Origin of the sequence: Mesorhizobium temperatum (assembly GCF_002284575.1) — a bacterium.
In the GTDB taxonomy this organism is placed as follows: Bacteria; Pseudomonadota; Alphaproteobacteria; order Rhizobiales; family Rhizobiaceae; genus Mesorhizobium; species Mesorhizobium temperatum.
Genome location: NZ_NPKJ01000003.1, coordinates 50915 through 62932, shown reverse-complemented (window position 1 = coordinate 62932; position 12018 = coordinate 50915). Strand labels below are relative to the sequence as shown.

The following is a 12018-nucleotide window of genomic DNA, read 5'->3' as shown; positions in this document are numbered from 1 at the left end:
CATCTACAGATCAATCACGCGCGTTCGTGCTTCGTTCGGTCTTAGCGTGTCTGCGGGAACAGTTCTTGTTCCGCCCCCTGATAGCTTTCAAGCAGGTGGTCCAGAGAGGCCGATAACGAGCAGACGAGCGTGCTCGCGATATGACCGACGAGTTCGTTCCAGCAGACGACGACGGCTTCATAAAGCACCCGGCCGTCGTTTGGACCGACTTCGTTGCGGTGAGCGCCTAAGCCTCGGGCGGCTTCGTCGTAGGTCTTGAGTTGCAGGCCTTTGCGCTCGAATAGACGACCGGTCCCCGGATCGCAAAGCCGCCACAAGGCTCCGAAATCTTCGCCGTCGGCGAGACAGCCTTGATAGCGTTCTACAAGCCGGCGCAATTCCTGCGCGATGTCGGAAAGCCATTTGTCAGGGTCGATGCTCGCCTGCCACCGGTCGAAATCATCGACCGCCTGAACGAAATCAATGTCCGGCCGTGCGCCGGAGGACGGAGGGATCGGTTGGGCATCGGGATGCTTGCGCCGGAGGCTCGCGAGTTCCCTTATGAGGTCGACGACCTGAAGCGGGATTTCCTCAGCCAGGACCACGATCGGGTCGTCTTCCGCCGCATCGGCCGCAAGCCGTTGGGAAAACCAGGTTGACAGCTCGGCCATGAACAGATTGTCGGCGACCGTCGCATCGACCACTCGGGCGCCGGGGTCGAGGCCAGCCTGGACGCCATGGCTCCGGATGATCGTCTGGCAAAATCCGTGGATGGTCGTCGCCGTCAGCTCATCGAGCCGGGGGGAAAAGGCGACAAGCGCATTTCGCTGCTGCTCAGAAAGGCCCTGGGGAAGAACCGCTTGAAGGAAAGCAGGGACATCCCCCAACAGCAGCGTGTCGATCGTCTCCCTGATACGGCGCGCGAGCTGGCTCGCCGCAAGTTCTGTGAAGGTGATAGCCGCGATGTCACCGGGATGATGGCCGGCGGCGAGCATCATCGCCACGCGACCAGCCATCAGCGAGGTCTTGCCGGTTCCCGCGGCCGCTTCGACCAGAAGGATCGAGGAGAAATCGCTCATAGCACGGCAACGGGCGTCCTGATCGACGAGCGTCATGTCGAGGCGCTCCACAGCCGGTTGAGCGGCTGGTTGGCCGCTCGGAACTCAGAGGTCTTGCGGCGCAGATAGCTTTCGCGATCGGCCGGAAGTGCCAGACGCATATCGTCATAAAGCGCGTCCTGTTCCCAACGCGGCGCAATCCTGCCGCTGCGCAGGATCGCCATTGCCGCCGATAGATAGCCTGCCGCTTCGTTTACCAGCCCCTCGAGCTCGTCGCCCTTGAGCTCGAAAGTTGTCGGATCGTCGGCGAGATAGATCAGGCGCGCCACAACCGTCCTGACTTCGGGCAGCAACGCGCGCACCGCGATCGCGTAAAGCACGCGCTGCAGTTCCCGTCCCTGGCCCAACGCGATGCGCTGATGTTTCGGAGGCGGCTTGGCGCTTTTGTAGTCGGTGATGCGCCCGCCTGTTGTCGCTTGGAGTTAATCGTGAGAATGCGGTCATTTCGGTTATGTCTGGCAGTTAATTGCGAGAATGGGGTAGCTCAGATTCTCAATTTAACTGCAATCGCATCAGCGTGAAGGTCATGAATTCCTTGAATTTCATGCGCCGTCTCGGGTAAATTCGACCCCGTTACCTTGCCGACACCGCTTCTCACATTAAATGCCAATGGCCCGATTTGATTATCAAATTAAGTGCGCGTTCTCAAATTAAGTCCACAGCTAACCAACTGAAATCGTTGACAAGCGATTCTCATAATTAACTGCAAAGCGACACAATTACCGGTTCCGAGTGTTTGCGACGGCACAATTTTGTGCGGTTTCCGACATCGCCAACTGTCGGCATCGCCAACTGTCGGCCGCTGAGCTGGTCGCACCTGCGGCGGATGCCGCTGGCGCCGTACAGGCTCGTTTCGCATCGTCACCGGCTGATCCGACTAGTTGGCATAGCGCTTGCTCTTTGAACTGCGAGCGTAGTCGTTACCTTTTTCACCAGGAGCTCGATAACATGGCCGAAAACATAGGACTGGAGTTAGCGGGAGTGTTGAGGAGATTCGGCGAGAGGTGCGTTCACCGGTACATCCAACCGTCATATCTCGGTTTAACGCCGAACAAGATCGCCGAAAACCTCCCCCATTCGGCAGATCCGTAGTTTGTAACATTTTGGGCTTCTGCTCAGGCCTCAATAACGGGCAGGTCAATCCAACAGCCTGCCTGGCCACGATGGAACTTGAGGATTGGTGGCCGGCCGTCGGCGGGCACAGTGGCAAATGTGGTCTTGTCGCTGCCGGCCAAAACCACCCTCAAGCGGTGACCCGCCGGAAGGAGCGCGGATATTGGATTTAGCGTGAAGGTGAGGATGGCGGCGTCGCCCGGAATGAGTGGCTCGGCGTCGCGTCTAAGATAGCTGTGCTGCGGCCCGAGCGCCCGGAACGGTGAATCGGTCCACACCTTCCGGTGCACAGCACGCAGTTGCCCTTCCGTAAGATAGAGGGACACCCCGTCCGGCCGCACGGCTTCTAGATACACCAGAAATGCACCGTCCTCACGTGTCGAGGTTACGTTCAAGTGGACGACGGGATGTCCAGTGACCTCAAGGTCACGCGTCAACGGCTCGCCGGTGTAGGCAAGACGAGCGGCGTCAAACTGCCGCCTGTCTCCATAATCCACCTGTCTGCGATCAATCTGGGTTGCCCATCGGCTCGTTTCAACGTCACCGGCTGTAGAGTCGACCTCAAGCTGGTCGAAGCCCGCCTCTCCGGGCGATGAGCTTAGGCGTGAGCTGCTTGTCATGTACCATCGCTGGCGCGTGGCTGCGGGCGGCCAGGAACGGGTCGATTTCCACGCACCCTCGCCGAGCGTGTAGTAGTGGAGGACTTTCCCTTGCTGTTTGCCAGCCTCGCCGTTGAAGCAGAGGCCCGCAAACCTGACGTCATTTGCGTACTGAGACGCGAAAGTTGGAACGATCGTCTCACCATGGTCCCGGAGGGGATCATAGGCATAGTCGCCACCATGGTTCCAAGGGCCGATGATCAAGTTCATCGGATTTGACTGTCCCAGAAAGCGACGGATTGCACCTTGCGCCGTTCCACCATCAAACCAGCCCGCCAAGTTTTGGGTTGGGGTACGTGAGCGAGAGATCCGGTCTGCCACTTCCTGGGTGCTCCACTCGATCATGGAGACTCCTCCCCAGGTGGTCGGACGATCATCCTTGAACGTGACCTGCTGGAATCCCTCGGAAATGGGCACCGCGCGCTCGTGATCACGCAGTGCCTCGGCAAGGTCCGCCTCGCCATCGGGTCCTACAGGACGAACGCCCGGCGAGCGCTGTCCGTTGGCCAGAATTTTCACATTGCGGTCGAGCTCCTTAACGTTGGCGGACCAAGTTTGCACGACAAAAAGGTTGGGCACTCCGCCAGGGAAAAAGCAATCCTCATAAGAATCGTAGTCCGCAAACCGCGGTATGATGCCCTTCAGCGCTGGATGATTTCGCTCCGCCATCCAGTCCGCCGTGTTGGCGGTGTAGGACAGGCCGTAGCCGATCACCTGACCCGTGGACCAGGGCTGGGCGACGATCCAGTCCAGTATTTCGCTGAAATCGAGCGTTTCGGGGCGTGCACGGTGATACGGCCACTGGCCGGAAGAAGCACCGGTGCCGCGAGAATCTCCAACGACAACGGCAAAACCACTTGGTACGAGCAGGTCAGCCCACTGGTTGGATGACTCTCCTTTTGTGCCGCGCCAGTAGCGTGTCATCACCAGAATCGTGTCGCGCTTGGTGTTGGCGTCGTCACCCATTGGACGAACGATATCCAACGCAATCCTTACGCCATCGCGCATAGTCACGTAAGTGGAATCCAGCGGACCAACCTTATCCGATTTGGCAGCAGCACCATCGCAGTCATAGCCAAAGATCGAATGTGACGTTTTCTGAGACGAGATGCTCATGCAGTTCTCCCTTTCGCGATATCGTTCCCGAATGCATCGAAATTATCGCGTTCGATCCGCAGGTAGGCTCGTTCTGGCGATCGGGATGTTTGGCGCCTCCCGCAGCATTGCGTCCAACATTTTTTGGGCATGGATTAATCGCGAATGAGCAACAGTATGCCCCTTTGGCATTTTCGGGCGTTCGTTGCGACCGCGGAGGGCGGCTTGTATCCCACAGCGACCCGGTCCTTGAACATCGCTCATTTGGCTTTAGGCCGGACTGCGGCGCGGCGATAAGGATTGGGTTCTTCCGCATATTCGGTGCGGTTGCGGCATTCATGGACGGTGCGAATAAGTTCATAGAGTCGGAATCGCAGTCGACGCCGTGATTTGCCCATGCTTCATGCCTTCTGCTCGCTGATTTCACCCGAGCTCCCATTGTCCAAATTCTGCCGCAGGCCGAGAGGGTGGTGGTGCTTGTGGCCCGGCGAAGGCGATAGACTTGTGCTGTCCATGTTGCCGCCGAGCCCGCCGGGTCCACAGTCACTACATGCGCCGGCTGAGCAATCTGCAGTGGCAGGGGCGGCTTGCCGAAATCCAGCTTCAGCACGACGGTTTCGATGCGCCGATCCACATGCCCGCGCCGGATCTTCACCGAGAGGCTTCCCTACACGGTTCAACCGAAGGCTCGATCCACGGTCCGGCTCGGCTAAAGCAGCTGGCGATCGGCTTCGCGGCAGGTGGCGAGCCGGGCTCACACCTATCGGACAGGCTCGCCATGCCGGCGAGCGGCGACACCCTGCTGCAGATGATCCGCGCGGCTGGGTTCGAGCCGCCGGAAGCGCCGCGTGTGGTCGGCATCGACGACTCGGCTTGGCCCATGGGGCAGCGCTACGGAACGATCGTCTGCGATCTTGAGCGTGGCTGGAACACCATTGGTATCGAGGTCATCGCGCGCGAACGTGTACTGCTGAGACTGCAAATGCCCGGGAACATTGTTGCTCATACGCGATCACCCTATGCCCAAATAATATTAGACGCGCAATAGTTTTTGGACCACTCTTTTGAACCACTACTTGAGAAGCAGCGTTTCAAGTTTCCTTGTGGAAACGCAAAAGCCTGACAAGTGCTCCCGCCTAGGAGGTGGCGGCGTCACCGGTGCGGCGGCCATCACAAGGAGCGGGAGGTCTCGGAGGATTTACGGAGAAAACGGCTGCGACCTGCGCCTTCGCCAGGGATGCGTACGCCTCTCGAGGTGGCCAGCAATTGAAACCGCACATCGCAACCGTACAGTGGCACGGCACCGTTAAAAAGCATCAAGACAACAACGAACAATGGCAATCGGGAGATTTCTATGCCTAAGGGGATTAAACGAACGGCTGGTTTCCAGTCCAGCCAGATTTCTCGCCGCGAACTCCTAGCTAGCGTGGCCGCCTCGGCTGCACTGGCTAGCGTCGGCTCCGTCCTGCTGAAGCCCGGGCATGCCAATGCGGCCGAACCGACCAAGGGCGGATTCATGAAATTCGGCGTGGGGGGTGGGTCCCAGAGCGACACGCTCGATCCGGCTACCTGGCCCAGTACATTCGCACTTGCAGCGCTCGGCGGGTCAATGTGCAACAATTTGACAGAAATCCTCCCCGACGGCTCGGTGGTGCCGGATTTGGCCGAAAGCTTTGAACCTTCGGAGGGCGCTACCAAATGGATGTTCAAACTCCGCAAGGGCTCCACTTTCCACAACGGCAAAAACGTCACCCCTGCGGACATCATCGCATCTATGCAACACCATATGGGTGAGGGGACCAACTCCGGCGCGAAGGCCATGCTGGCCCAGGTTGGTTCAGTCGCGGCTGATGGAAAGGACGGCGTCACCTTTGAATTGAAGAGCGGGGTCGCCGACTTCCCATATCTGCTCGCCGACTTCCACCTGCCGATCATGCCGGCGAAGGCTGAGGGCGGCCTAGACTGGACTGCGAAGGTCGGTACCGGTCCTTTCCTGCTTGAGCAATTCGATCCTGGCGTGGGCGCGAAGCTAAAACGCAATCCGAACTACTACAAGGAAGGCAAGCCTTATCTTGACGAGGTCGAGTTCCTGGTCATCACTGACGGCGTAGCCCTCACCAATGCACTTGTTACTGACGAGGTGCAGTTTATGGAAGGTGTCGATATCAAGACTCTCAACATGTTGAAACGTAATCCCGACATCGCGCTGCAGCTGGTACCCAGCGCCGGTCATGATTCCTTCGACATGAACACGCAGGTGGCGCCGTTCGATAATAAAGATGTTCGCCTGGCACTCAAATACGCCATCAATCGAGAGGAGATCATAGAGAAGATCTTTTTTGGTACAGCGAAACTTGGCAACGATAACCCGTTGGGGCCATCGATGCTCTTTGCCGTTGATCCGCAGCCGCAACATGCCTACAATATCGAAAAAGCGAAGGAGCACTTGAAGAAGGCGGGATACGAGACGCTGAAGATAGACCTGTCGGTAGCTCCTTCGGCTGCCACAGGAGCCGTAGAGGCCGCCTCTCTATTCAAGGAGCAAGCCGCCAAGGCCGGCATCGAAATCAATCTGGTACTTGAGGCCAACGACGGCTATTGGGACAAGGTATGGCTAAAGAAACCGTTCGCTTCGGCCGAATATTTCGGCCGTGCAACTGCCGACTGGCTCTTCACCCAATTTTATCAGACGGGCGCTGATTGGAATCCAACCCATTTCAGCAACAAGCGATTCGATGAGCTCTTGGTCGCAGCCCGCGGCGAAACCGACCAAGCCAAGCGCGCTTCCCAATACGCGGAAATGCAGCAAATTTTGCACGACGAAGGTGGCGCGATTGTGTATGCCTTCTTAAACTATACCAATGCAGTCTCCAAAAAGGTTGGTTTCGACAAAGTCGGCGGTGTATTTCCGCTGGACAATGGGCGTGCGTCTGAGCGCTGGTGGTTGACTGCATAGTTTGGAAATCGAACGATTGCGCGAGCGCCTGATTCGTCAGGCGCTCATCACCTTGGCGCGTTTCTTCCTTGGGACTCGGCTCAATGCCGATTGTTAACACGCCACGTAAGGGCATGCGATACAACGTCTTCGGCGGTGGCTCCGTAGGTCGTTGCACGCTGCGCGCTACATCATTGGGCAAACGTCCAATCACGGCTTTGCGGCTGACATCTGCCTGCCGACTGACATCGGCGGCAACGATTGTACCGCACCCCCATGTCCCTGCAATAGTGACTACTCGACTACTCGGAAGGCCGAAGAAATGATCCTCCGCAACTTAAAGATGATACCGCCTCTTATCCGAACAATCATCTCACGGCTGCTCCTCGGCGTTTTGACGCTGGTGGCTGTCTCGGTTATCATCTTTTCGACCGTCAGCATGCTTCCAGGCAATTTTGCGACCGCGATTTTGGGTCAGTCCGCTACCCCGGAAACAGTTGCGGCTTTTAAGTCCCGCCTTGGCCTCGATCAACCCGTCGCGACCCGTTACTTCAATTGGGTCGGCGGCATCCTCCACGGTGATCTCGGCGAATCCTTATCGTCCAGTCCAGGTGCACCCCGGTTCGTTGCCGACATTATTTCGTCGCGCCTCCGCAACACATTCCTATTGGCTAGTGTGACCGCGCTCATTGCGGTTCCACTTTCGATCGTCCTCGGCGTCCTCTGTGCATTGTATCGGGGTGCCGCCTTCGACCGGGTCGTGAACGGAATTTCGCTAACAACGATCTCAATTCCAGAATTTCTTATAGCGTATATCCTACTCATTTTTGTCGCCGTAAGACTGCGCTGGCTGCCGACCTTATCCAACGTCAAGGACGGCATGGACGTAGCCGAGTGGGTCCGGCGTATGACCTTGCCTGTCTTGGTCCTGACGATCGGGATTATTGCCCATATGATGCGCATGACCAGGTCGGCGATTATCGGCGTGTTATCCAGCCCCTATATCCACATGGCAAAATGCAAGGGTGCTTCCCCGGCACGAGTCATCCTGCGGCATGCGTTACCCAACGCTTGGGCCCCCATCGCCAATGTCGTGGCCGTAAATTTGGCTTATCTGGTGGTGGGCGTCGTGGTGGTGGAGACAGTCTTTGTCTATCCCGGGATAGGCCAGACAATGGTGGACGCAGTTCGCACGCGCGACTTACCGCTGGTGCAAGCGTGCGCACTTATATTTGCGAGCGCCTACATCCTCCTGAATCTCGTTGCGGACATTATCGCAATCTCCACGAATCCTAAGCTGCTCCACCCGAGGTGATGGATATCGTGAACACCCCCAATACAACCGATATCTCTTCGAGCGCCAAACTCACCTCAGGCAGGCGCAATAGATTTAGCTATGCCCTCCGGAAAGCGCCCCTCAACGTGAAGCTCTGCTTCGCCATCGTCGCGGTTTACCTGTTCGCTGCCTTTTTCGCAGACCTAATTGCTCCTTTCGGCGAATCCGAACTGGTCTCCCGGGAACCATTCGCGTCCTGGAACGGCATAAATCTGTTTGGCACGGATCAGCTTGGTCGAGACGTCCTCAGCCGACTTATTTATGGCGCGCGCAATTCCATTGGTATCGCCATCATAACGACGAGTATCGCTTTTTTGATGGGCGGCACGCTGGGCATCATCGCCGCGTTCTTCCGTGGTTGGGTGGACCAGGTGGTCTCACGCCTCATCGATATCCTCATGGCGATCCCTGGGTTGATCTTTGCACTGATGCTGCTGTCCGTTTTCGGAACATCGATCCAGAACCTGATCTTAATCATCGCAATTCTCGATTCAACCCGCGTTTTCCGACTCGCCCGCGCGTTGGCAATGGACGTTGCGGTGTCAGACTACGTGGAGTCTGCACAGGTTCGGGGGGAGAACCTGCTATGGATCATCACTCAGGAAATTCTGCCCAACATTCTCCCAATACTGGTGGCAGAATTCGGCCTGCGGTTTTGCTTTGTACTGCTGACCACCTCTTCGCTGTCATTCCTCGGCCTTGGCGTCCCGCCACCGATGGCGGACTGGGGCTCCATGGTTCGCGAGAATGCTAGTTTGATCACCTACGGGGATATCACCCCATTGATCCCGGCGGTTGCCATCGCTCTGATTACCGTAGCCGTCAACTTCATAGTCGATTGGTATCTGCAGATCAGGGGTGGCTCCAATGGCTGAGGAGAACGCAACGATCGAGAAGGTTGAATCTTTGCCGAGCGGAACGGAACGCGGCCCCTTGCTACTCACGATTCGCAATCTCGTCATCAATGGTTTAGTCGACGATACCACTGTTCCAATTTTGCGTGGTATAGATCTTGACGTTCACCGCGGCGAGGTTATCGGCCTGATCGGTGAGTCCGGTGCCGGCAAATCGACGCTTGGGTTGGCAGGACTGGGGATCGTGAACGAAGGCTGCATAATCGTCGATGGAAGCATCACTTTCGACGGTATCGACCTCCGCAACTGCCCGGAATCGGTCAAACGGCATCTGCGCGGCGTCCGCGTGGCCTATGTAGCGCAGAGTGCCGCCGCATCCTTCAACCCTGCGCATAAGCTGATCGATCAGGTGGTCGAAAGCTCTGAGATCCATAAGACAGAACCACGCAAGCGAGCCGTTGAAAGAGCGGTGACCCTGTTCGGTGAGCTTGCCCTCCCGGACCCCGCTCGGATCGGCGAACGATATCCCCACCAGGTCTCTGGCGGCCAGTTGCAGCGCCTGATGACGGCGATGGCGATGAACTGCGCGCCGGACCTCATCATCTTCGACGAGCCGACGACAGCCCTCGACGTGACGACTCAGGTCGAGGTCCTTGGGGCCATTCGCAAAGTCGTCCAGCAGTTTGGAACGGCCGCCATATACATCAGCCATGACTTGGCACTCGTGTCGCAGATGGCCCACCGGATCGTGGTCCTGAAGGACGGTGTCAAGGTTGAGGAAGCCGAGACGCGGCGAATGCTTGCGTCGCCCGAGCACCCTTACACCAGAACTCTTTGGGCGGTACGGAGCCTCGAAAAATCGGCGACCGTGGCGGCGCGACCTATTCTCGATATTCGGCATATCAACGCGGCTTATGGGCACGTGCGGGTGCTGGAGGATGTCAGTTTCACGGTGCCGCGCGGTCACACAGTTGCGGTGGTCGGCGAATCCGGCTCAGGCAAGTCAACCTTGGCCCGAGTCGTTTGCGGGTTGCTGAGAGTTCAGCAAGGCGAGGTGATGTTTGATGGCACTCGGCTTCCGCCGTTACGAAAAGAGCGCACTCGCGACATACTGCGCCGTATCCAACTGGTATATCAATCGGCCGACACCTCGCTGAACCCCAGCCACACAGTGCGCACGTTGCTCTCGCGTCCACTGCGACTCTATTTCGGACTGAAGGGGTCGGCCGCCAATCAGCGCGTAAACGAACTACTCGACATGATCGAGATGAGCGGGGCTTATATTGATCGCTACCCTTCGGAGCTTTCCGGCGGGCAGAAGCAGCGCATCTCGATCGCGCGCGCGTTGGCGGCCAATCCTGATCTGATCGTTTGCGATGAAGTGACCTCGGCGCTCGATCAAGTGATACAAGAGGGCATCCTGAAGCTGTTGATGTCCCTCCAGAGGGAACTGTCAGTCTCTTATCTCTTCATCACGCATGACCTTGCCACCGTGAAGGCGATTGCGGACGAGGTCGCCGTCATGCACCGTGGCCGAGTGGTTAGATTTGGCGAGAAGAATGCCGTTCTCTCGCCACCGTTCGATGACTATACGCAACTGCTGATGAGTTCGGTGCCACAGATGGACCCAGACTGGCTGGATGGCGTGATTCAGAAGCGTCCCGGCGAAAGCACCCATGAACCAGCGCAGGTGGTGCCGGGCAAGAGGACGAAGAGAGCAGATCGATTAGGATAATTTTTTGCCGTGCCAGGAACTGCGGATAACGACCGCATGACCTTTACTCGCCGCCGGCTCGCTCCCGCTAGCGTCGTGTAAGCTCACAGAAAACAGAGGCCCTGTATGTCCAGAAATCCCATCTCCCGCGTCCGCGCTAAGGGCGACGCCTTCTTCATCGGCGTCGCCCTCGGGCGAGCCAGCGCCGGCTTCCTCGAACACGCCCCGCGCAGCGCGCAAGATCGTGCACTGGAGAAGCGCTGGCTCGGACTATCTGAAGACGCTGGAATCCGCGGCTCGCGCGACCTATCCCCGCTTTGTACGCGAGATCGAGGGGATCGCCGCGGGCGTCGGGCAAGATTTCGAAACGGTCTTCCTCTGGAACTGTTGGGGCGACCTGCAGCTTTCCGAGGACGTCTCCCCGGCAACGAAAGCGCTCGCTACCACGGGCTGCACCTCGCTCCTCATTCCGCGGGACGGCGACGGCCCGCAGTAATTGCCCATAACGAGGACGGCGATGCCGAGATTCTCGGCGCCTGTCTCTGGGCCGAGGTCGAGCCCGATGAGGGCCCGGCCTGGAGCGGCTTCATGTACCCCGGCCAGTTGCTGGGGCACACATTCGGCTCGAACGAGGCAGGGCTCGTCCAGACTGTCAACAACATTAGCGCCCATGATCTTCAGCCGGGCGTGCCGCGGCAGATCATCTGCCGCGCGATCCTCGATGCGAGAAGTCTGGACGAAGCAGTCGACATACTTAGCGTAAGGACCGTGCCCGTGGTTTTCATCACAATCTCGGTGAGGCGAAGACCCGCCGGCTTGCCTCTGTCGAGGCGCCCGCCTCCGGCTGCGCCGTTCGGGAGGTCGCCTCGCCGCGTGCCCACGCCAACCACCTGCTCTTCGAGGAATTCGACGGGCTGGAGCAGACGATCGCCCTCTCTTCCCGCAACCGGCTGGATGCGGCGGACCTAATGATCGCGGAAGGCGCGCTCGCGAGGGGCGCGGAGGCGGTGCTCTTTGATGAGACCACCCCGATCTATCGCGGCGAGGATGGGCGGCGGGACGATTACGCCCAGACCCTTGCCACGGCCGTCTTCGCGCTTTTCCCGGATCGGGTCGTATGGCGCGTCCACGTCACGCCTGAGGAGCGCAACGCTCTTAGCGGGACGGTGCGCGTCGTCTAAGCCAGCCGGACAACCCGAGGAGTCATCCGGAAGG

General features: G+C 58.4%; 9 protein-coding genes and 2 pseudogenes. 8 read left to right on the top strand and 3 right to left on the bottom strand.

From position 1 onward, the window contains the following. Positions 1 to 41: 41 nt before the first annotated feature. The 3 genes from CIT26_RS00445 to CIT26_RS00435 all read right to left on the bottom strand — a co-directional run bounded on the left by CIT26_RS00445 (position 42) and on the right by CIT26_RS00435 (position 3985). Positions 42 to 1058: a UvrD-helicase domain-containing protein gene (locus tag CIT26_RS00445; protein WP_245318926.1), complete on the bottom strand. Its 1017-nt coding sequence runs from the start codon at positions 1056 to 1058 to the stop codon at positions 42 to 44. A gap of 32 nt (positions 1059 to 1090) precedes the next feature. Then, entirely contained in the window at positions 1091 to 1417 is a 327-nt protein-coding gene (locus CIT26_RS00440; RefSeq protein WP_095490735.1) for a hypothetical protein, read from the bottom strand. A 795-nt stretch (positions 1418 to 2212) separates the two neighbouring features. Then, entirely contained in the window at positions 2213 to 3985 is a 1773-nt protein-coding gene (locus CIT26_RS00435; protein ID WP_095490734.1) for a CocE/NonD family hydrolase, read from the bottom strand. Positions 3986 to 4514: 529 nt separating this feature from the next. Here CIT26_RS00435 and CIT26_RS00430 point away from each other — a divergent pair. The 8 genes and pseudogenes from CIT26_RS00430 to CIT26_RS38155 all read left to right on the top strand — a co-directional run. Next, the gene (locus CIT26_RS00430; protein WP_095490733.1) at positions 4515 to 5012 is read left to right on the top strand and encodes a hypothetical protein; all 498 of its coding nucleotides are present in this window, start codon (positions 4515 to 4517) and stop codon (positions 5010 to 5012) included. Positions 5013 to 5318: 306 nt separating this feature from the next. Further along, positions 5319 to 6920: an ABC transporter substrate-binding protein gene (locus CIT26_RS00425; protein WP_095490732.1), complete on the top strand. Its 1602-nt coding sequence runs from the start codon at positions 5319 to 5321 to the stop codon at positions 6918 to 6920. 301 nt (positions 6921 to 7221) lie between these two features. Next, positions 7222 to 8214 (top strand): ABC transporter permease, encoded by a 993-nt coding sequence (locus CIT26_RS00420; protein ID WP_245318905.1) that lies wholly within the window; start codon positions 7222 to 7224, stop codon positions 8212 to 8214. Positions 8215 to 8222: 8 nt separating this feature from the next. Beyond that, on the top strand, positions 8223 to 9110 hold the full coding sequence (locus tag CIT26_RS00415) for an ABC transporter permease (RefSeq protein WP_342586977.1): 888 nt from the start codon (positions 8223 to 8225) through the stop codon (positions 9108 to 9110). Next, the gene (locus CIT26_RS00410; protein ID WP_095490730.1) at positions 9103 to 10824 is read left to right on the top strand and encodes an ABC transporter ATP-binding protein; all 1722 of its coding nucleotides are present in this window, start codon (positions 9103 to 9105) and stop codon (positions 10822 to 10824) included. Before CIT26_RS00415 ends, CIT26_RS00410 begins: the two co-directional genes overlap by 8 nt. 223 nt (positions 10825 to 11047) lie before the next feature. Beyond that, positions 11048 to 11299 (top strand): C45 family peptidase, encoded by a 252-nt coding sequence (locus CIT26_RS37235; RefSeq protein WP_245318929.1) that lies wholly within the window; start codon positions 11048 to 11050, stop codon positions 11297 to 11299. Then, positions 11191 to 11499, top strand: a pseudogene (locus CIT26_RS38160) (carcinine hydrolase/isopenicillin-N N-acyltransferase family protein); the annotation flags it as partial. The gene CIT26_RS37235 and the pseudogene CIT26_RS38160, both read left to right, overlap by 109 nt. Positions 11500 to 11630: 131 nt before the next feature. Beyond that, positions 11631 to 11984: pseudogene (locus CIT26_RS38155) on the top strand (C45 family autoproteolytic acyltransferase/hydrolase); the annotation flags it as partial. Positions 11985 to 12018: the final 34 nt, after the last annotated feature.